Source organism: Duganella sp. Dugasp56, from assembly GCF_047304105.1.
In the GTDB taxonomy this organism is placed as follows: domain Bacteria; phylum Pseudomonadota; class Gammaproteobacteria; order Burkholderiales; family Burkholderiaceae_D; genus Rugamonas; species Rugamonas hordei.
This window is the reverse complement of sequence record NZ_JBGLYQ010000001.1, coordinates 222731-244614: the sequence shown is the minus strand read 5'-3', so window position 1 is coordinate 244614 and position 21884 is coordinate 222731. Positions and strand designations below refer to the sequence as shown.

General features: G+C 64.6%; 13 protein-coding genes. 5 read left to right on the top strand and 8 right to left on the bottom strand.

From position 1 onward, the window contains the following. Positions 1-388 precede the first annotated feature (388 nt). Positions 389-2299, top strand: a complete 1911-nt coding sequence (locus ACCD07_RS01065; RefSeq protein ID WP_176650617.1) for a SurA N-terminal domain-containing protein — start codon at positions 389-391, stop codon at positions 2297-2299. A gap of 47 nt (positions 2300-2346) precedes the next feature. Here the strand turns inward: ACCD07_RS01065 and ACCD07_RS01060 are convergent, their stop codons facing one another. From ACCD07_RS01060 to ACCD07_RS01050, 3 genes are all read right to left on the bottom strand, one after another. After that, positions 2347-4782, bottom strand: a complete 2436-nt coding sequence (locus ACCD07_RS01060; protein ID WP_413446244.1) for a TonB-dependent receptor plug domain-containing protein — start codon at positions 4780-4782, stop codon at positions 2347-2349. Positions 4783-5036: 254 nt separating this feature from the next. Next, the gene (gene mnmH, locus ACCD07_RS01055) at positions 5037-6098 is read right to left on the bottom strand and encodes a tRNA 2-selenouridine(34) synthase MnmH (RefSeq protein ID WP_413446243.1); all 1062 of its coding nucleotides are present in this window, start codon (positions 6096-6098) and stop codon (positions 5037-5039) included. Beyond that, positions 6095-6739, bottom strand: coding sequence for an arylesterase (locus ACCD07_RS01050; protein WP_413446242.1), 645 nt, complete (start codon positions 6737-6739; stop codon positions 6095-6097). Before ACCD07_RS01050 ends, mnmH begins: the two co-directional genes overlap by 4 nt. 31 nt (positions 6740-6770) lie before the next feature. On the opposite strand from ACCD07_RS01050, the gene ACCD07_RS01045 reads away from it, so the two are divergent. Continuing rightward, positions 6771-7490 (top strand): ABC transporter ATP-binding protein, encoded by a 720-nt coding sequence (locus tag ACCD07_RS01045; RefSeq protein WP_353399225.1) that lies wholly within the window; start codon positions 6771-6773, stop codon positions 7488-7490. 16 nt (positions 7491-7506) lie between these two features. Here ACCD07_RS01045 and ACCD07_RS01040 read toward each other — a convergent pair whose 3' ends face one another. Next, positions 7507-9027, bottom strand: a complete 1521-nt coding sequence (locus ACCD07_RS01040) for an NAD(P)H-hydrate dehydratase (RefSeq protein WP_413446241.1) — start codon at positions 9025-9027, stop codon at positions 7507-7509. 95 nt (positions 9028-9122) lie between these two features. Here ACCD07_RS01040 and ACCD07_RS01035 point away from each other — a divergent pair, with 95 nt between their 5' ends. Continuing rightward, positions 9123-12731: a hydantoinase B/oxoprolinase family protein gene (locus tag ACCD07_RS01035; protein WP_413446240.1), complete on the top strand. Its 3609-nt coding sequence runs from the start codon at positions 9123-9125 to the stop codon at positions 12729-12731. Between the two features lie 25 nt (positions 12732-12756). On the opposite strand, the gene ACCD07_RS01030 is transcribed toward ACCD07_RS01035, so the two are convergent. Then, the gene (locus tag ACCD07_RS01030) at positions 12757-13890 is read right to left on the bottom strand and encodes a sensor histidine kinase (protein ID WP_413446239.1); all 1134 of its coding nucleotides are present in this window, start codon (positions 13888-13890) and stop codon (positions 12757-12759) included. A gap of 201 nt (positions 13891-14091) precedes the next feature. Here ACCD07_RS01030 and ACCD07_RS01025 point away from each other — a divergent pair, with 201 nt between their 5' ends. Next, entirely contained in the window at positions 14092-14232 is a 141-nt protein-coding gene (locus tag ACCD07_RS01025; RefSeq protein WP_176650624.1) for a hypothetical protein, read from the top strand. Between the two features lies 1 nt (position 14233). On the opposite strand, the gene ACCD07_RS01020 is transcribed toward ACCD07_RS01025, so the two are convergent. Next, positions 14234-15874 (bottom strand): response regulator, encoded by a 1641-nt coding sequence (locus ACCD07_RS01020; RefSeq protein WP_413446238.1) that lies wholly within the window; start codon positions 15872-15874, stop codon positions 14234-14236. A 245-nt stretch (positions 15875-16119) separates the two neighbouring features. Here ACCD07_RS01020 and purL point away from each other — a divergent pair, with 245 nt between their 5' ends. Next, complete coding sequence (gene purL, locus ACCD07_RS01015; protein WP_413446237.1) at positions 16120-20193, top strand: phosphoribosylformylglycinamidine synthase; 4074 nt, start codon at positions 16120-16122, stop codon at positions 20191-20193. Between the two features lie 43 nt (positions 20194-20236). On the opposite strand, the gene ACCD07_RS01010 is transcribed toward purL, so the two are convergent. Both ACCD07_RS01010 and ACCD07_RS01005 read right to left on the bottom strand, forming a co-directional pair. Next, positions 20237-20902 carry a DNA alkylation repair protein gene (locus tag ACCD07_RS01010; RefSeq protein WP_413446236.1) on the bottom strand — a complete coding sequence of 222 codons (666 nt, stop codon included), beginning with the start codon at positions 20900-20902 and terminating at the stop codon, positions 20237-20239. Positions 20903-21038: 136 nt separating this feature from the next. Continuing rightward, entirely contained in the window at positions 21039-21815 is a 777-nt protein-coding gene (locus ACCD07_RS01005) for a peptidylprolyl isomerase (RefSeq protein WP_176650628.1), read from the bottom strand. Between the last annotated feature and the right edge of the window lie 69 nt (positions 21816-21884).

Sequence of the window (21884 nt, the reverse complement as noted above, 5' to 3'; positions counted from 1 at the left end):
GAGCGGTAGTTCAGTTGGTTAGAATACCGGCCTGTCACGCCGGGGGTCGCGGGTTCGAGTCCCGTCCGCTCCGCCAAGAACAAGATACCCCGCAGCTTATAATGAGCTGCGGGGTTTTTCTTTTTATGGCATATTAATTCCGATTATCTGTATTTGAATATCGGCGGATAGTTTCGCCACCGCCTTATTCAAGCCGGAGCCGCTTATCGACCACAAGTCGGGCAGCTGCCGCCGCGCCGTCCGCCGGCGCCGGCAACGTGTCCGTTTTGCCAATGATTTGCGCTTGCTATAGAGGGGGGCTCCCTGTAAAATCCGGCAACCGGAATCGGCGAACGCGTGTTCGCCTTTTTTGTATGTGCAAGTTCCACTCAATCCGAATTGGCAGACCATGTTTGAATTTATTCGTACCCATCAGCGCTTGATGCAGATTCTCCTGGCGATCATCATCGTCCCATCGTTTGCATTCGTCGGTATCGGCAGTTACAAAAGCTTCGGCGACGACGCCAACACGATCGCCAAGATCGACGGCAAACCCCTGAGCCAGCTCGAGTTCGACAACGCCATCCGCACCCAGCTGGACAGCTACCGCCAGCGTATGGGCGCGCAGTTCGACCAGAAGCTGTTCGATACCCCGGAATTCAAGCAAAACATCCTCGACCAGCTGATCGCCGAGCGCGCAGTGGCGGCGGAAGTGGTGCGTTCGCACCTGAGCGTTTCCGACGCCCAGCTGCAGAAGGCCATCAAGGACCAGTTCGGCGGCGAAGGCGCCTTCGACATGGAGCGCTACAAGGCCATCCTGGCCGCGCAAGGCATGACGCCGACCATGTACGACCAGCGCATGCGCAGCGAAATGACGCTGCTGCAGCTGGGCAACGCCATCCAGAACACCGGCTTCGCGCCGCGCACCGTGGCCAAGACGCTGTCCGACATCGGTTCGCAGGAACGCGAAGTGCAGGAACTGCTGCTGCCGGTGACCGACTTCGTGCCGCAGGTCAAAGTGACCGACGAGATGGTCAAGGCTTACTACGAAAAGAACGCCAAGTTCTTCGAAGTGCCCGAGCAGGCCAAGATCGAATACGTGGTCTTCAACAGCGACGCCGTGATGAGCCAGGTGGCCGTCACCGACGCCGAAGTCGCCGCCTACTACGAAGCCAACAAGGCCGGCTTCACCGCGCCGGAAAGCCGCCGCGCCGCGCACATCCTGATCGCGCTGAAGAAGGGCGCCAGCGCCGCCGACGTGGCCGCCGCCAAGGCCAAGGCCGACGCCATCGTGGCCGAACTGCGCAAGACCCCGGGCGACTTCGCCAAGGTGGCCAAGGCCAAGTCGGAAGATCCGGTATCGGCCGAGCAGGGCGGCGACCTCGACATCGTGACCAAGGGCGCGCTGCCTGCGCCGGTGGAAGCGGCCGTGCTGAAACTGAAGCAGGGCGAGATCAGCGACGCCGTGCAGTCGGACTTCGGCTTCCACGTGCTGACCGTGACCGCGCTCAAGCCGGCCGTCGTCAAGCCGCTGGACGAAGTGAAGACCGAAGTGGCCGACGCGCTGAAAAAGCAGAAGGCCGCGAAGAAGTATTCGGAAATGGCCGAAGCCTTCACCAACACCGTCTATGAGCAGTCCGACAGCCTGAAGCCGGTGGCCGACAAGCTGGGCCTGAAGATCGAAAGCGCCGCCAACGTATCGCGCACGCCTTCGCCGATGGCCGGCCCGCTGCCGTACAACAACGCCAAGTTCCTGGCCGCGCTGTTCTCCAACGAATCGATCAGCAGCAAGCGCAATACCGAAGCGGTCGAGACCGCGCCGAGCACGCTGGTTGCCGGCCGCATCGTCGAGTTCAAGCCTGCGTCCAAGCGTCCGCTGGCTGAAGTCGACGCCGCCATCCGCCAGCGCGTGACGATGGAAGAAGCCGCCAAGCTGGCCGCCAAGGCCGGCGCCGACAAGCTGGAAGCGCTGAAGAAATCCGGCGACGCCACCGGCTTCGCCGCGGCCAAGCTGGTATCGCGTTCGAAGACTGAAGGCTTGAACGGCCTGGCCGCGCAAGCCGTGTTCAAGGCCGACGCGACCAAGCTGCCGGCGTATGTCGGCGTGGACGTGCCGGGCATGGGCTACGGCATCTACCGCATCGGCAAGGTGCAGCAGCCTGCGGAGCAAGACGAAGCGCGCCGCAAGTCCGAAGCCGAGCAGATCAACGGCATCGTCGCCCAGCAGGAAATGCACGACTACATCGAACTGCTGAAGCAAAAAGCCAAGGTGAAGATCCTCAAGCCGATCACGAAAACCACCGTGACCGAAGTGAAGTAAAAAGAAGGGCCGCGAAATTCGCGGCCCTTTTTACATCCACCGATTTTTTAGAACGTGTAGTTCACGCGGCCGTAGTAGTAGCCGCCGTTGATGCCGATCGGCGAGAACGATGGGTATTGCGTCACCGCAGCCGTGTTCAGCGCCGCGCGCGCCGCCGTGACGTAGGCCTGGTTCATCTTGTCCGGATACTTGTTGAACAGGTTGTTGGCGCCCAGCGAGAAGGTGACCGACTTCATCCAGCGGTACGACACTTCCAGGTCGGTGGTGAACAGCGTGTCGATCTTGGTTTCGTAGTAGGTCACGTTGTCCAGCGAGCTGTACGACGACGACGGGCCATACACCGACTCGCGCAGGTTGACCGTCCACGAACCCTTCTTCCACAACGCGCCCAGGTTGATGCGCATCTTCGGCGACGACTTTTCCAGCGAGGCGATGGCCGCCTGGTCCAGCAGCTTTTGCGGCAGCAGCTGCGACGGCGCCTGGTTGATCTTGGTCACTTCGACCTTGTTCAGGTTGGCCGAGGCCGACCAGTCGACCTTGCCCAGCTCGTCGAAGTTGCTGGCGTACGAGTACACCGCTTCGATGCCCTGGTCCTTGGTGTTGGCGGCGTTGGAGAAGATGCTGATGCCGGTCTTGGTCACCGTCGGATCAAGCACGTTGCCGTTGGCCTTGATCGCCGCCACCACCGCCGGCGCGTTGACCGCGTTGCCCGAACCGAACACCGTGCCGCTGCCGATGATGCGGTCGTGGATGTTGATGCTGTAGGCGTCGATCGTCACGGTCGCCTTCGGCACCGGATGCAGCACCAGGCCGATGCTGTAGTTCTGCGACTTCTCAGGCTTCAGGCCGTTGATGCCGACCAGCGCGGCGGCCGGCGAGTTCGGCGCCAGCTGCACCGAGGCCTGGGTCGGCGACACGTTGGTGGCCGAGTAGTACTGCTCGGCCATGGTCGGCGCGCGGAAGCCGTTGCTGACCGTGCCGCGCAGCGCGAACGCCGGCGTGAAGTCGTAGCGGCCCGTCAGCTTGCCGACCTTGGCGCTGCCGAAGTCCGAATAGTCCTCGTAGCGGGCGGCGGCGTCCAGCTTCAGGTTGGCGATCGGCGAGCCGGCGATGTCGATGTACACCGACTTGTTGTTGCGGCTGTGGCTGCCGGCGTCGGTCAGCGAGAAGCCCGGATACGATTGCGAACCTTCCTTGTAGCGCGAGGCCGGGTCGCCGGCGCCGATCTCGTAGGTGTCGCGGCGGAACTCCAGGCCGCCGGCCACCGACAGCGGGCTGGCCCAGCCGACGTTGTACTCATGGCTCACGTCGAGCGAGGTGGTCCACTGGCTGGCGGTGAAGGTGCCGGCGTGGAATTGCGTCGGCGTGGCGCCGGTGTCGTTGAACAGCGAGATGTTGCCGGAGTTGACCACGCCGATGTCGGCCTTGTCCTTGCCGTAGGTGCTGCTCAGGTCCCAGTTCCAGTCGGCCAGCACGCCCTTGGCGCCGGCGGTGAAGCCGAAGTCCTTCTCGTCCATCGCCTCCAGCGGGTTGAAGCCGTTCGGGTAGACCTTGGGCAGGCGGCTCGGCACGCGGTAGTTCTCGAACGATTGCGCCTTTTTCTCGCCGTAGGTGGCGGTGGTGTACAGCTCGACGCCGCCGACGTCGATGCCGGCGTTCAGGGCCAGCAGCGAGATGTGGTAGGCGGCGTCGCCGGAGATGTGGTTGGCGTACGGGTAGCCGTCGGCCTTGGTCAGGTTGGGCATAGAGGCCAGGTTGGCGGCGCTGGTCACGCGCGGGTCGATGTCGCCGCGGTCGCTGTGGCCGTGGTACTTGTGCTCGCCGCTGACGTTGATGTAGGCCTTGTCGGTGGGCTCGAAGCCGATGTTGAACGAGCCGTCGCCGGTCTTGCCGCCCTGGTCGATATAGGCGCCGCCGGTGCCGGTCAGCGAGCCGCCGGACGAGTCCTTCTTCAGGATGATGTTGATCACGCCGGCGATGGCGTCGGTGCCGTACTGGGCGGCGGCGCCGTCCTGCAGCACTTCGACGTGGTCGATGGCGGACACGGGGATGAAGTTCAGGTCGGTCGCGGCGCCGCCCTGGAACGGTCCGGCCAGCACGGCCAGGTTGGCGGTGGTGTGGCGGCGCTTGCCGTTGACCAGCACCAGCGTGTCGTTCGGGCTCAGGCCGCGCAGGCGGGCCGACAGGGTCAGGTTGGCGGTGTCGCCGCCGAAGGCCTGGGCGGTGAAGGAAGGCAGGTTCTGCGCCAGCGCCTGGATCAGGTCCGGCTGGCCGGTGCGTTCCAGCGAGCCGGAGTCCAGCACCTGGATCGGCGAGGCGCTGTCGACCGCCTTCAGGCCGCTGCGGCGGGTGCCGGTGACGATCACGGCTTCGACATTGTCGGCCACGGCGGCGGTGGGCGTGACCGGCGCACCGTCGCCGTCGGCTGCGATGGCGGATACGGCGACGCCGGCCTGCAGGGCCAGCAATACGGCTTGCGTCATCAAACGTCTTTTCATTTGCATCGGATGCTTCATGTGTACCGCTCCCTTAGTTTTTGGTGGATCGCTTGCGCCATGAAACTGGCATAACGATACTTACCTCAACGCAAATTGCATGCCTGAAAGGAAAATGAAAGTTGTGTAAGAACTTTGCGCAAACTGGCGGGGCGGCGGCAGAATGAAATGGGGGCCCAAAAGCAAGCGCCGCCGAATAACAAAGTTATTTCGGCGGCGCCGGGGTGCTGCACTGTTTTGGGTCAGGCGGTGCTGGCGATCAAACTCCGGGCGGCGTCGAGGAAGGCCTGTTCGCCGATGTGGTCCAGCTCCAGCAGCCTGGCCTGGCCGAATTTGACGAAGTTGCGGTCGATCGAACGCACATAGGCGGGGTCGTAGTGATGGATCAGCAGTTCCTCGACCAGTTGCGCCATCGCGCCGCCGCTGGCCATGGCCTGCCAGTGCTTGATCTTCTCGCGGCCGTGCAGCGCCGCCAGGAATTCCAGCTGTTCGTTGAGCGACCCGGGGCTGGCGGTGAAGTGGGCATAGTCCTCCATCAGCAGCCGCACGCGGTTGGCGCGCGACAAGGTCAGCGAGATGCACTCGGAGGCGCGCATGGCCTCCATCAGCGCGGCCGGCACGCGCAGGTTGCCGACCTTCTTGCTTTCCGATTCGACGAACACCGGACGGGCCGGATCGAAGCGGCGCAGCGTGTCCCAGATGCGCGTCTCGAAGGCTTTCTGGCTGGGCTGCGGCTGGCTGGGCAGGTTGCCCAGCACCGAGCCGCGGTGCGCGGCCAGCTTTTCCAGGTCCAGCACCTGGGCCCCTTGCGCGTGCAGCACTTCCAGCAGGCGGCTCTTGCCGCTGCCGGTGGTGCCGCACATGACCTGGAAGCGCAGCGGCGGCGCCTGCTCCAGTGCGGCGGCGACATGGGCGCGGAAGGCCTTGTAGCCGCCGTCCAGCTGCGCCACCGGCCAGCCTATCTTGGCCAGGATGTGCGCCATCGAGCCGCTGCGGTTGCCTCCGCGCCAGCAGTAGACCAGCGGCCGCCACTCGCGCGGCTTGTCCAGCCACCGCGCCTCGATATGACTGGCGATGTTTTTGGCCACCAGCGCCGCGCCGACCTTCTTGGCCTCGAACGAGTTGACCTGCTTGTACATGGTGCCCACGGTGATGCGCTGCGCGTCGTCCAGCACCGGCGCGTTGATGGCGCCGGGCAGGTGGTCGAGCGCATATTCGGACGGGCTGCGCGCGTCGATGATGGCGTCGAAGCTGTCCAGTTGCAGGAGCGCGTCTTCGAAGCTGAGAATTTCCGGATACTTCATTTGGCCTTGATGGTTTTTTGCAGCGTCGGCCAGATATTGGCCAGGATGGTTGGATGGGCTTCGGCCAGCGGATGCAGCCGGTCGGCCTGGAACTGCTTGTCGGCGACGCCGTCAAGCATGAACGGCACCAGCGGCGCCTTGATTTCCTTGCTTAAGGTGCCGTACATGGCGAAGAATTTGTCGGCATAGTCGCGGCCGTAGTTGGGCGGCATGCGCATGCCGATCAGCATGACCTTGGCGTCGGCCTTGGCGGCAGCGTCGGCCATCGCCAGCAGGTTGGCGCGGGCGGCGGCCACCGGCAGGCCGCGCAGGCCGTCGTTGGCGCCCAGCTCGATGACCACCAGCGCCGGCTTGTACTTCTGCAGCAGCGCCGGCAGGCGCGAGCGGCCGCCGCTGGTGGTCTCGCCGCTGACGCTGGCGTTGACGACGGTGGCGTCCATCTTCTGATCCTGCAGTTTCTTCTCGGCCAGCGCGACCCAGCCGGCGCCGCGCGCCAGGCCGTATTCGGCCGACAGGCTGTCGCCGAGCACCAGCACGGTTTTTGGTGCAGAATAGGCGCTTGCCGCTGCCGACAACAGGAGCAGGGCGAACAGACCGTGTACACTCAGTTTTTTTGATAAATCATTCAACACATTCAGCATGCCCGATTTCCCTAAAGCGTCTTCCAATTTCATACCGGACGGCCCGGCCCTTGCCGCGACGGCGGCGCCCGTGGCGCAGCCAGCCGGTCAGCCGGCCATCGTCGTCAGCGGCCTGGCCAAGCGCGTGGCCGACGCCAGCGGCGAACTGACGATTTTGCACGAGGTGGATTTTACCGTGCAAAAGGCCGAGACGCTCGCCATTGTAGGCGCTTCCGGTTCGGGCAAGTCGACTTTGCTGGGCCTGCTGGCCGGTCTCGACACGCCCAGCGCCGGCAGGGTGGTGCTGGACGGCGTCGACATCTATGCGCTGGACGAGGATGGCCGCGCCGCGCTGCGCAAGGAAAAGCTGGGCTTTGTGTTCCAGTCCTTCCAGCTGCTGGCGCATCTGACGGCGGTGGAGAACGTCATGCTGCCGCTGGAGCTGAGCGGCGCCACCCATGCGCGCGAGAAGGCCGAATTCATGTTGGGCAAGGTCGGGCTGTCGAGCCGGCTGAAGCATTATCCCAAATACCTGTCCGGCGGCGAGCAGCAGCGCGTGGCGCTGGCGCGCGCCTTCGTGACGGAGCCGCCGCTGCTGTTCGCCGACGAGCCGACCGGCAGCCTGGACGCTGCCACCGGCGAGGCGGTGATCAAGCTGATGTTCGAGCTGAACCGCGAGCACGGCTCGACCTTGGTGCTGGTCACGCACGACCAGGCGATGGCGGCGCGCTGCGGCCGCACCATCACCATCGCGGCGGGCCGGCTGGTTTGACGTTGCGGCTGAAACGCTAGCGGCCGTGGTGCTGGACCATGCGGTTCAGCGCCACGCGGATGGCCGGTATCAGCTCGCCGGCGGTCAGGCCGATCGGGCCGCTGCCTTCGGTGACCAGCACGTCGGCCGCCATGCCATGCAGCCAGACGCCGGCCAGCGCGGCTTCCCACTGCGGCCAGCCTTGCGCCAGCAGGCTGCCGATCAGACCGGCCAGCACGTCGCCGGTGCCGGCCGTGGCCAGCGCCGGGTTGCCGGTGGTGTTGATGACGGCGTCGCCATTCGGCGCGGCGATCACCGTGCCGGAACCCTTGAGCGCCACCACCGAGTTCAACTTGACGGCCAGCTTGCGGGCGGCGCCGACGCGGTCGGCCTGCACCTCGGTGATGGTGGTGCCCAGCAGCCGCGCCGCCTCCAGCGGGTGCGGCGTGACGACCGCCGTGGCGGCGGCGCCGTCGGCGGAACGCCGCGCCAGCGCCGACTGCAGCCCGGCATCGGCCGCCAGCAGGTTGAGCGCGTCGGCATCGGCCAGCAGCGCGCTGCCGCTGGCGATCGCGTGCGTCAGCAATTCGACGGCCTGGCGCGCGGCGCCGAGGCCGGGACCGATCACCAGCGTCGCCGTGCCCAGGTCGAAATCGCCGGCCAGGCGGCACATCAGTTCCGGCTGGCCGCTGTCGCACGCCGGCGCATCCTCGGCAAACAGGGCGTAGACGCGGCCGGCGCCGCTGTGCAGCGCGGCCCGCGCCGCCAGCAGCGGCGCGCCGCCCATGCCGCGCGCGCCGCCGATCACGGCGACGTTGCCGTAGCTGCCCTTGTGCGTGTTGTGCCGGCGCGCGCGCAGATGGCGCGAGAAGAACTTGACGTCGTTCAGGTGCAGCCGCGTCGGCGCGAAATGGGCGGCGTCGATATCGAGCCGCGAGACGTCGACCAGGCCCGCGTAGTCGCGGCCGTCGCAGGTGTGCAGGCCCGGCTTGTTGCCGATGAAGGTGATGGTGTGGGTGGCGTGGATCGCCACGCCGTCCGGCCCGACGATGGCGCCGGTGTCGGCGTCGAGACCGCTGGGCAGGTCCAGCGCCAGCACCTGGCACTTGAGCCGGTTGACGGTTTCCGCCAGCGTGCGCATGGCGCCGCTCAGCGGTCGCGTCAGGCCGATGCCGAACAGGCCGTCGACGACCAGGTTCCATTCCGTGGTGGCGACGGCGGCCTGCTCGAATTCGGCAAAGCGGGCGTCGCTGGTCTGCGCGCGCTGCATGGCGGCCGCGCGTTCGGGCGAAGGCTCGGCCGCAGGCGCATAATGCAGGATGGTGACCTGGGCGCCGGCGTAGGCGAGGTGGGCCGCTGTTTCCAGCGCGTCGCCGCCGTTATTGCCGGGGCCCGCCAGCACCAGCACCTTGGCGTGCGCGGTGGAGAACGGCAGCAGGTCCAGCGCCGCGTTGGCGCCGGCCTGTCCGGCTCTTTGCATCAGGACGCCGTCCGGCAGCGCGGCGGCGGCGGCTTGTTCTATGGCGCGGATCTCGGCGCAGGAGTAGAGTGGGTTCATCGTGTAATTTTAACATTGAAATATGTTGTAAGGCCGCTATGCCACCCGCCATGGAGCCTCTACAATATACGCTTCCGAAAGTTGACGAGGCAGGTATGGATTGGCAGTTCTGGATAGACCGGGGTGGTACGTTCACCGATATCGTGGCGCGTCCGCCCGATGGACGCTTGCGCACCCTGAAGCTGCTGTCCGAGAATCCCGAGCACTACGCCGACGCGGCCATCGCCGGCATCCGCCAGCTGATGGGCGTGGCCAAGGGCAAGCCGATACCGGTGGCGCAGATCGGCGCCGTCAAGATGGGCACCACCGTGGCCACCAACGCGCTGCTCGAGCGCAAGGGCGAGCCGACCGCGCTGGCCATCACGCGCGGCTTCCGCGACGCGCTGCGCATCGCTTACCAAAATCGTCCGCGCCTGTTCGACCGCCATATCCTGCTGCCGGAACTGCTGTACAGCCACGTCGTCGAAATCGACGAGCGCATGGATGCGCACGGCGACACCGTGATCGGTCTCGACATGGCCACCGCGCGCGCCGGGCTGGCGCACGCCTACGACATGGGCCTGCGCTCGCTGGCCATCGTCTTCATGCACGGCTACCGTTATCACGCGCACGAGGTCAAGGTGGCCGAGATGGCGCGCGAGATGGGCTTTACGCAGGTGTCGGTGTCGCACGAGGTCAGTCCGATGATGAAGCTGGTGGCGCGCGGCGACACCACCGTCGTCGATGCCTACCTGTCGCCGATACTGCGCCGCTACGTCGACCAGGTGGCCAAGGAATTGCCGGGCGTGAGCCTGCAGTTCATGCAGTCCAGCGGCGGGCTGACCGACGCGCGCGCCTTCCAGGGCAAGGACAGCATCCTCAGCGGCCCGGCCGGCGGCATCGTCGGCATGGTCCGCGCCAGCAAGCTGGCCGGCTTCGACAAGGTGATCGGCTTCGACATGGGCGGCACCTCGACCGACGTGTCGCATTATTCCGGCGAGTTCGAGCGCGTGTTCGAGACCCAGGTGGCCGGCGTGCGCATGCGCGCGCCGATGATGAGCATCCACACCGTGGCGGCCGGCGGCGGCTCCATCCTGCATTTCGACGGCAGCCGTTATCGCGTGGGGCCCGACAGCGCCGGCGCCAATCCGGGACCGGCCAGCTATCGCCGCGGCGGACCGCTGGCGGTCACCGACTGCAACGTCATGCTGGGCAAGATCCAGCCGCACCATTTCCCGCAGCTGTTCGGCGCGCAAGGCCGGCAGTCGCTCGATGCGCAGGCGGTGAAGGCGAAGTTCGCCGAGCTGGCCGCGCAAATCGGCGCCGCCACCGGCAAGGAGACCACGCCGGAACAGGTGGCCGAGGGCTTTATCGAAATCGCCGTCGGCAATATGGCCAATGCGATCAAGCAGATCTCGGTGCAGCGCGGCCACGACGTGACCGAATATGCGCTGACCAGTTTCGGCGGCGCCGGCGGCCAGCACGCCTGCCTGGTGGCCGATGCGCTGGGCATGACGACGGTGTTCGTGCATTCGCTGTCGGGCGTGATGTCGGCCTACGGCATGGGACTGGCCGACCAGACGGCGATGCGCGAGGCGGCCGTCGAGGTGCGCCTGTCCGAAGATGCGCACGTGGACCTGGAGGCGCGCCTGCATGCGCTGGGCCGCCAGGCGCGGGCCGACCTGCATCACCAGGGCGTGGACGACGCGCGCATCGCGCTGATCGGCCGCGTGCACCTGCGTTACGAGGGCACCGATTCGGCGCTGATCGTGCTGTTCGATACCGTCGACAGCATGAAGGCGCAGTTCGAGGCGGCCTACCGCAAGCGCTATTCCTTCCTGATGCCGTCCAAGGCGCTGATCGTCGAGGCGGTGTCGGTGGAGGCGGTCGGCAAGTCCGATGCGCCGGCGGAGACGGTGGAGCCGGCGCCGCGCCGCATCTCCGGCCTGATGCCCAATGCGGTGGTGCCGATGTACACCGGCGGCAAATGGCGCCAGACCAACCTGTATCAGCGCGCCTCGACCCGCATCGGCGACGTGGTCAAGGGCCCGGCCATCATCGCCGAGGCCAATGCCACCACCATCGTGGAGGCGGGCTGGCAGGCGGAGGTCTCGCTGCACGACCACCTGGTGCTCAGGCGCGTGACGGCGCTGCCGGAGCGGCGCGCCATCGGCACCAGCGCCGATCCGGTGATGCTGGAAATCTTCAACAACCTGTTCATGTCGATCGCCGAGCAGATGGGGCTGCGGCTGCAGAACACCGCATACTCGGTCAACATCAAGGAGCGGCTGGACTTCAGCTGCGCCATCTTCGACGCCGACGGCAACCTGATCGCCAACGCGCCGCACATGCCGGTGCACCTGGGCTCGATGGGCGAGTCGATCAAGACCGTGATGCGCGAGAACGCGGGCCGGATGCGCGCCGGCGACGTCTTCATGCTCAACGATCCATACAACGGCGGCACCCATTTGCCGGATGTGACGGTGATCTCGCCGGTGTTCGACGAGGCTGGCGCGCAGATCCTGTTCTACGTCGGCTCGCGCGGCCACCATGCGGATATCGGCGGCACCACGCCCGGTTCGATGCCGCCGGATTCGCGCGTGATCGAGGAAGAGGGTGTGCTGATCAATAACTTCAAGCTGGTGGACGGGGAAGCCGGCGGCCAGTTGCGCGACGCCGAGACGCGCGCCTTGCTGGCGGCCGCGCGCTACCCGGCGCGCAATCCGGAGCAGAACATGGCCGACCTGCGCGCGCAGGTGGCGGCCAACCAGAAGGGCGTCGAGGAGTTGCGCAAGATGGTGGCGCATTTCGGGCTGGACGTGGTGCAGGCCTACATGGGCCACGTGCAGGACAACGCCGAGGAGGCGGTGCGCCGCGTGATCAGCGCCTTGAAGGACGGCAGCTACACGCTGCAGCTGGACAACGGCGCGCAGATCCAGGTCGCGGTGCGGGTCGACCACGCCAACCGCAGCGCGGAGATCGATTTCACCGGCACTTCGGCGCAGCTGGAGAACAACTTCAACGCGCCGTCGGCGGTATGCATGGCGGCGGTGCTGTACGTGTTCCGCACCCTGGTCGACGACGAGATTCCCTTGAACGCCGGCTGCCTGAAACCGCTGAAAGTCCTTATTCCGCCTGGCTCCATGCTCAATCCGCATTATCCTGCTTCTGTCGTTTCGGGCAACGTGGAGACGTCGACCTGCATCACCAACGCGCTGTATGGCGCGCTGGGCGTGATGGCGGCGGCGCAGGGCACGATGAACAATTTCACGTTCGGCAATGAGCGGTACCAGTACTACGAGACCATCAGCGGCGGCTCGGGCGCGGGGCCGGGCTTCGACGGCACCAGCGTCGTGCAGACCAATATGACCAACTCGCGCCTGACCGATCCGGAGATACTGGAGTTCCGCTTCCCGGTGCGGCTGGAGAGCTACGAGATCCGCGAAGGCAGCGGCGGAGCGGGGCGCTGGCGCGGCGGCAACGGCGGCGTGCGCAAGGTGCGCTTCCTGGAAGCGATGACGGCGGCGATCCTGTCCAACAACCGCATCCACGCGCCGTTCGGCATGGCCGGCGGCGAGCCGGGCGCCTTGGGCCGCAACACCGTGGTGCGCGCCAACGGCAGCGTGGAGGAACTACCGCACATCGGCAAGACCACCATGCAGCCGGGCGACATGTTCGTCATCGAAACCCCCGGCGGCGGCGGCTACGGACCGCCGTCGGCCTGACGGGCAGGGCTACAGACGCTGCCGATTATGCGGCGGTTCTCGGCAGGCGGATGGTGAAGGTGGTGCCGTCCGCGGCGCTGGAGGCGACGCCGAGCGTGCCGCCGTGCGCCTCGACGATGTCCTGGGCGATGTACAGCCCGAGCCCGATGCTCCTGGACGGCGGCCCGTCGGCGCTGGCTTCGACCGACAGCCTGACCATCGGAGCGAAGATCGCCGCCAGCGATTCGGCCGGAATGACATTGCCCCGGTTGTTCACCGCGATCACCACCTGCCCGGCCGTGCCGCTGGCGTCCATCGTCACCGGACCGTCGTTGGTGCCGTAGCGCGCGGCGTTGTTGAGAAGGTTGGACAGCACCTGCTGCATGCGGTGCTGGTCGAAGCTGATGGTCAGGTCGCCGGAGCCGCTCCAGCGGAACTGGCGGTTCGGATGTGCCGCCTGGGCGTCATCGAGCGCCGTGCGGCAGGTCGCGCCGATGTCGGCCACCACCGGCGCCACCGGCATCTCGCCGTCCAGCTGTGTTCTCGCGTAGTCGAGCAGGTCGTTGACCATGGAACTCATGGTGTCGACGCTGCGCTGTATGCGCGCCGCCGTCTGGTCGATCTTCAGCTCGCCCGGCGGCAAGCGCGCCAGGTAGGCGGCCGCCATCGACATCGTGGCCAGCGGGGTGCGCAGGTCATGGCCGAGTATGGCGAGGAAGGTGTCGCGCGTCTTGGCCGATTTGTTCGAATACGTCAGCACCGATTCGGCCAGCGCCTGGTCGATCGCTTCGTTGAAACGCATCATGTCGCCGGCGATTTCTTCGTTGACCGCCGACAGCTTCGGCAGCCACAGCCGCAGTACCGTGGCGCGCAGCGCGCGGTACTCGGCGGTCAGCTGGATCAGCGTAAAGCCGCTGGTGTGGCGCAGCGTGCCGTGCGTCGCGGCGGCGCTTTCCGGTCCGGCGGCCTCCGGCGCCTCGCCACGCGACTTGTCGTACTGCTCGTCCGGCGTCTCCTTGACATCGATCCCGTCCGCTATCGCCAGCAGTATCAGCTTGGCGTGGTCGCGCAGCGCCAGCGGCGACATTTGCCCATCCTTCGGTTGCAGCGTCCGCGCGAACGATTCCCACTCCACCAGGATGGTTTCTATGTTGCTGCGGATAAAGGTGGAAAGTTTCATTTGTAAGGCCTGTTCGGTAGCGCGCAAGGTGCAGCGAACCATGATAGCTTGCGCCGCTCGCAATAGCCATAGCCGTCCGCCTGCCGATACCTTGGGCACCGGAATCCGGTACCACGGATTAGCCGCTTGTCCGCCGCAGGGGCGGCGCGTACAGTCCAGTTTTTCAGGAGGCGGGTGAATCGGATGGAAGGAGAAATCACAATGCGAACGCTATTCAAGCTGCTGCGTGGACGCAAATCGCCCAGCGCGGCGATCTGGTCGGCCTTTCTGCTGTGCGCGCTGTACTTCGTCTCGTGGTACATGATCGCCCACTGGTCCAACTTCCCCGGCTCGGTAATCTGAGCTAGGCGACCGTCGCGATACCGTATTTGCGCTGGGTGTGGGCGTACTGCGCCTGCAGCGCCTCCAGCGATGGATGGGCGGGGTCGATCTTGCGCATGCGCTCCAGCAGGAACGCGCATTGCTCGCCCAGCGGTACTTCCCAGCCCAGGTCGTCGAGCTGCTTGAGGATGGCCGATGTCGCCGCCGGCAGCAGCGCCATGTTGGCCGGCGCCTTGCGCAGGGCCGCGTTCAGCGTATCGACCGCCGCCCGCAGGTCGCCCTGGCTGCGCTGATCGTGCGCATGGGCGATCAACTCGTCCACCTGGTGCTTGATCTGCTCGCCCATACCCTCGGCCAAGTCGTGGCGGCCGGCCTTTTCAAACACGTCCACCGCGTCGTCCATCGACACGCCGCTGTCGGTGTCGTTCATCAGGTTGAGCATCAATTCCGACGCCTGCTGGTCCAGCTTGACGTTCAGGCAACTGTGCACCAGGCCAATCTTCAGCCCGGTCGACAGGCCGCGCGTGGCGCCGATGGCGTTGACGGCGTTGGTCAGCTCGGTCGCCGCGCCGGCCAGGTTGCCGGCCATTTCCTGCAGCATGCCGGCCGCGATCGCGCGGCAGGCCTCCACGTTGGCGCCGCCGCGCAAGGTGCGCTCCATGTCGCGGATCACGCCGCTGGCCTGGTTGGCGTCGCCTTTCTTGACCAGCGTCTTGACCAGCTTGACGTGATCCTCGGGGTCGCGGAATTCCGAATACTTGGCCTTGGCCACCACCTGCTTGAACGCCTTCTCGGCCATGCCGACGTCGCCGGTCTCGAACGCCACTTCGCCCAGGTGCCGCAGCCGGCTGACCATGTTGGGCGAGATGGCCACCGCGTCCTCCAGGATCTTCTTGGCTTCCTCCTGCTGGCCCATGGCCTCGTGGGTACGCGCCAGCAGGTCGTAGGCCGCCATGAACTTGGGATTGTCGGCCAGCAGTTCCTGCAGGGTCTGCTGCGCCTCGACCAGCTTCTGCTGGCCGAACTGGCAGCGCGCCATGCCCAGATGCGCCCACGCGATCGGCTTGGCCATCAGGATCACCTGGTATACGATCTCGGCCTCGGCCAGCTCGCCGATGGACACCAGCAGCTCGGCGCGCAGGCGGGCGAAGTCGATCGCGTAGCGGGGATTCTTTTCCTCGCCGCCCACGCAGTCGGCGATGGCCTTGCGTACGTTGCCGTTCTCCACCAACTGGTAGACCGGCAGGAACACGTCGCGCTTGTCGACGGCCTTGCGGATGCGCTGCAGCAGCGCGTCGACGGTGAAGGGCTTGAGCACGTAGTCGGTCGGCGTCAGTTCGGCCGCGCCGATCACCTTGCTGTAGACGCCCTCGGAGGTGAGCATGATGAAGATGGTCCACGGCGCGATCAGCTTGTGCAGGCGCAGGTCCTCGAGCAGCTGCTGGCCATCCTGGCCGTTGTTCTCTCCGCTGCCGTTGCCCAGGTCGTACTCGCACAGCACAATGTCGAACGGTTTCTTGGCCAGTTGGCGGATGGCCGTGCCGGAGCTCACCGCGTATTCGATCCTGGTGATGCCCGCCTGGTTCAGCATATTGTGCAGGCTGCCGCGCATCCCAGGGTTCGGGTCGACGATCAGCACCGACAATTCACTATATTCCGCCATGTTACGTGCCTCATCTAAAGTTAAATCTAGGATACTCCATGGAAAATCAAAATGTATGAATTCAAGGCCTTAGGAGACGAAATAGACTGAAAATGTTGCTTCGTCGGCAGTTTTTGGCCGTAATTGGCGCTGTATAGAGACAACGGTAAGGGGTATAATGCGCGCAAAGGAATTCTGCAAGACAAGTATCTCGTGCTCCATCACCCTTTAATCCGCAGCCACGCTGCATCAACCATCCTCCAAATATGTTGATTCTGCCGGGCTCCAACGCCCTGTCCGCATTCCGTAGCCAACGCCTGTTAACTCAACTGCAAGCCGCGCTGCCTGCCGTCGCCGCCGTCCAGGCGCGCTATGTCCACTTCATCGACGCCGCCGCGCCGCTGTCGGCCGACGACACCAGCCGCCTGGGCGCGCTGCTGACCTACGGTGAGCCGGCCCACGCCGACAACACCGACGGCGCAGTCGAAGAGTTCTTCGTCATCCCGCGCTTCGGCACGATCTCGCCGTGGGCCTCGAAGGCCACCGACATCGTCCACAACTGCGGCATGGCGCACGTCAAGCGCGTCGAACGCGGCATCGCCTTCCGCATCAACCTGAAGACCGGCATTTTGGGCAGCAGCATCGGCGCCGCCAAGAAGCTGTCGGAAGAAGAAGTGCAGGCTGTCGCCGCGCTGCTGCACGACCGCATGACCGAATCGGTGCTGCGCTCGCCGGACGACGCGGCCGGTTTGTTCCGCACGCTGGACGCCAAGCCGCTGGAATCGGTGGACGTGATCGGCATGGGCAAGGCCGCGCTGGAGAAGGCCAACACGGACCTGGGCCTGGCCATGTCCGACGACGAGATCGAGTACCTGGACGCCGCCTTCACCAAGGCCGGCCGCAATCCGACCGACGTCGAACTGATGATGTTCGCGCAGGCGAACTCGGAGCACTGCCGCCACAAGATCTTCAACGCCGACTGGACCATCGACGGCGTGGCGCAAACCAAGTCGCTGTTCGGCATGATCAAGAACACCCACCAGTTGCAGCCGAAAGGCACCATCGTCGCCTACAGCGACAACTCGTCGATCATGGAAGGCGCCGAAGTGATGCGCTTCTTCCCGCAGGGCGACGCGCACCAGTACGCGCCGACCACCGAGTTGACGCACACGCTGATGAAAGTGGAAACCCACAATCACCCGACCGCGATCTCCCCGTTCCCCGGCGCCTCCACCGGCGCCGGCGGCGAGATCCGCGACGAGGGCGCGACCGGCCGCGGCGCCAAGCCCAAGGCCGGCCTGACCGGCTTCACCGTATCGAACCTGATGCTGCCGGGCGCCGTGCAGGCCTGGGAAAACGATGCCGACGTCACCGCGCCGGTCAGCGATTACCGCGACAGCACCAAGGCCTACGGCAAGCCTGACCGCATCGCCTCGGCCTTGCAGATCATGATCGAAGGCCCGCTGGGCGGCGCCGCGTTCAGCAATGAATTCGGCCGTCCGGTGCTGGGCGGTTACTTCCGTACCTATGAACAGAACATCGGCAAGCAGTTCGCCGGCGCGCAGGACACCGTGTTCGGCTACCACAAGCCGATCATGATCGCCGGCGGCATCGGCAACATCTCCGGCCAGCACACGCACAAGAACGACATCCCGGTCGGCAGCCTGCTGGTGCAGCTGGGCGGTCCCGGCATGCGCATCGGCATGGGCGGCTCGGCCGCGTCGTCGATGGCCACCGGCACCAACACCGCCGACCTGGACTTCGACTCGGTCCAGCGCGGCAACCCGGAAATGGAGCGCCGCGCCCAGGAAGTGATCAACGGCTGCTGGCAGCTGGGCGCCAAGAATCCGATCATCTCGATCCACGACGTCGGCGCCGGCGGCTTGTCGAACGCCTTCCCGGAAATCACCAACGACGCCAAGCGCGGCGCGATCTTCGACCTGCGCAAGATCCCGCTGGAAGAAAGCGGCATGGCGCCGAAGGAAATCTGGTCCAATGAATCGCAGGAGCGCTATGTGCTGGCGATCGCGCCGGACAACCTGCCGATGTTCAAGGCACTGTGCGAGCGTGAACGCTGCCTGTACGCCGTGGTCGGCACCGCGACCGAAGAGCGTCAACTGAAACTGATCGATCCTGAGCTGGGCAACGAGCCGGTCGACATGCCGATGGATGTCCTGCTGGGCAAACCGCCGAAGATGCAGCGCGACGTACACCACGTGCATAACGAGCTGCCGGCCATCGACCTGACCGGCATGGACCTGGAAGAAGTGGCCAAGCGCGTGCTGCTGCTGCCTACCGTCGGCGACAAGTCCTTCCTGATCACCATTGGCGACCGCACCGTGGGCGGTATGTCCGTGCGCGACCAGATGGTCGGCCCATGGCAGGTGCCGGTGGCCGATTGCGCCGTCACCGCGATGAGCTTCGAGGGCTACCTGGGCGAAGCGATGGCGATGGGCGAGCGTACCCCGCTGGCCGTCATCGACGCCGCAGCGTCGGGCCGCATGGCGGTCGCCGAGGCGATCACCAACATCGCCGCCGCGCCGATCAAGGATATCTCCGACATCAAGCTGTCCGCCAACTGGATGGCCGCCTGCGGCCAGCCGGGCCAGGACGCCGCGCTGTTCGACACCGTCAAGGCGGTCGGCATGGAGCTGTGCCCGGCGCTGGGCATCAGCATCCCGGTCGGCAAGGATTCGCTGTCGATGCGCACCACGTGGAAAGACGAAAGTGACGAGAAGGCTGACAGCTTTGGCATTGCCAAAGCCGTCACTTCGCCGGTATCGCTGATCGTCTCGGCCTTCGCGCCGGTGCACGACGTGCGCAAGTCGCTGACGCCGCAGATCAAGACCGATGCCGGCGACACCGCCATCATCCTGATCGACCTCGGTCGCGGCAAGAACCGCCTGGGCGCCTCGGCGCTGTCGCTGGTCATGGGCCAGCTGGGCAACGAGACGCCGGACGTCGACAGCGCTGAAGACCTGAAAGCCTTCTTCACCGCGATCCAGCAACTGAACAACGACGGCAAGCTGCTGGCCTACCACGACCGCTCCGACGGCGGCCTGTATGGCACGCTGACCGAGATGGCCTTCGCCGGCCGCGCGGGCCTGTCGATCAACCTCGACATCCTGACGCTGGAAGAGGGCCATGGCGCCGACCAGGGCGACGCCAAGAACTGGGCCGGCCAGATCGCCGAACGCCGCAACGAGCAAACGCTGCGCGCGCTGTTCTCCGAAGAGCTGGGCGCCGTGATCCAGGTGCGCGCTGAAGAGAAGTCGCTGGTGATGGACGTGCTGCGCACCTTCAACCTCGGCGCCTGCAGCCACATCATCGGCAAGCCGAACGACCGTGGCGTGATCGAGTTCACCCGCGACGCCAAGATCATCTACGCCAAGCCGCGCGCCGAACTGCACCGCCTGTGGAGCGAGACCAGCTGGCGCATCGCCCGCCTGCGCGACAACCCGGCCTGTGCCGACGCCGAATACGACCGCATCCTGGACGTCACCGATCCCGGCATCACGCCCAAGATCACCTTCGACCTGGCGGAAAACGTGGCCGCGCCGTTCCTGGCCACCGGCGTGCGTCCGCGCGTCGCCATCCTGCGTGAGCAGGGCGTCAACTCGCACATCGAGACCGCATACGTGATGCACCAGGCGGGCTTCAACGCCGTCGACGTGCACATGAGCGACCTGATTGCCGGCCGCGTCAAGCTGGACGACTTCCAGGGCATCATCGCCGTCGGCGGCTTCTCGTACGGCGACGTGCTGGGCGCCGGCGAGGGCTGGGCCAAGACCATTCTGTTCAACGCCGCGCTGTCCGAGCAGTTCGCCCGCTTCTTCGCGCGCACCGACAGCTTCGGCCTGGGTGTCTGCAACGGCTGCCAGATGATGAGCAACCTGAAATCCATCATCCCTGGCGCGCATGCGTGGCCCAAGTTCACCACCAACAAGTCGGAGAAGTTCGAAGCCCGCTTCGCGATGGTGGAAGTGCTGGATTCGCCGTCGATCTTCTTCAGCGGCATGGCCGGCACGCAAACCGCGATCGCCATCGCCCACGGCGAAGGCTATGCCGACTTCACGCAGACGGGCAACATCAGCGAAGCCGTGGCAGCGATGCGCTTCGTCGACAACCGTGGCGCCGCCACGGAAGCCTATCCGTACAATCCGAACGGCTCGCCGCAAGGCTTGACGTCGGTGACCACGGCCGACGGCCGCTTCACGGTTATGATGCCGCACGCCGAACGCGTATTCCGCACGGTGCAGCAATCGTGGCATCCTGAATCGTGGGGTGAGGATTCGCCGTGGATGCGCATGTTCCGCAATGCCCGTAAATTCGTCGGTTAATTTAACGGCGTGCCAAATAAAAAAGCCGGAGCGATCCGGCTTTTTATTTGGATAAATGTTTATTGGCCTCGCGGAAGCTTAGTGCGGATAAGCGCGGTTTTTCTTTTAAGATAAATTCCCGGACTGCGTCCGGATCGTGGCGTGCATAATCCCTCAACGCCCAGCCAATTGCCTTTTGTATGAAGAATTCTTTTTCGTGCGATAACGTCAGCGCGTAATTGAATAATCGATTCGTGTCGACTTTGTCACGCCAGCCTAATTGATGAAGCAAGGCGATGCGCCGCACCCACATATTATCGTGGGTGAGCGCAGCGTCCATTTCATCATGTTTATGTCGCAGCACGTCGCTGATTACCGCGGCCAGCGCGTCCACGGTATCCCACCACGATTTATTCTGCGCCAATGCAAGCAGTCGTGAAATGTGCGAGATATCCATTTCTTTCCAGTGCATCGCCAGTAAATCGATCGCCACATATTGATATTCACGCTGCGGCAACTCCCATAATGCGTGCGCATAATTCAGAAGGTTATCCGCACCTGAGCCTTTTAAAGTCTTTAAAAGCGGCTTGGCCGCCAGCCGGCGTAGCGGCGTGCCGACGCCCAGATAATCGAATTGATCGCGCATGTAGGCGCGCATGGCAGGTGCGCGGGCGGCATCGGTGACGGTGGCGAGGGCCGCTTCAAGGTCGGCCTGGAACTGTGGATTCATGCTGCAGATTATAGCCGACTCCACGTTTTGCCCCGTAGATAAGCCGGTTCCTGGCATGAGTAAGCTAAAAACTGGCATATTCGAGGTGTAAAAAAAGGCGCCTCAAGAGGCGCCTTTTATAACCGCGAAACCAGTATTACTGGATCTTGGCTTTCTTGCTCAGCTCGTCGCGATAAGCGGCGATTTTGCGCTGTTGCAGGGCCTCTGCAACCTGGCCTTTGACTTCTTCCAGTGCCGGCAGTTTGGTCGCGCGGGATTCTTCCAGCTTGATCACGTGATAGCCGAATTCGGTTTTAACCGGGGTTTGGGTAATCTCGCCGTTTTTCAGCGCGACCATCGCATCAGCGAAAGGCTTGACCAGTTTGCCTGGAGTCATCCAGCCCAGGTCGCCGCCGTTATTGGCCGAACCGTCTTTCGATACTTTAGCCAATTCTTCGAATTTACCGCCGGCTTTCAACTTGGCGATAATATCCTTGGCTTCCTGTTCGGTGGCGACCAGGATATGACGCGAGTGATATTCTTTGTCGCCCATCGCTGCTTTATACTTGTCGTATTCAGCTTTGATTTCAGTATCTTTGACTGGGTTTTTCTTTACGTAATCAGCCAGCATCGCATTGATGATAATGCTTTGACGGGCGTTTTCAATCGCGGCCTTGACTTCCGGCTTGGTGCCGAAACCTTGCTTGTCCGCTTCCTGGATCATCACTTCGCGGCCGATCAGTTCTTTCTTGACCATTTCACGCAGTTGCGGGCTGTCAGGCTGCTGGCCTTGGGCGACGACTTGCTTGACCATCTGGTCTACCTTGGAGGCAGGAATAGCCTTGCCATTGACGGTCGCGACGTTTTGCGCGAATACCGGAGCTGCAACGACAGCGATCAGTGCTAACAACAGGCGGGCTGGCTTCAACATCATTATTAAATCCTATAAAAAATCAAGAAATCGCACTCGGGCGGTGCATTGTACCAACGCAAAATCAAAAAC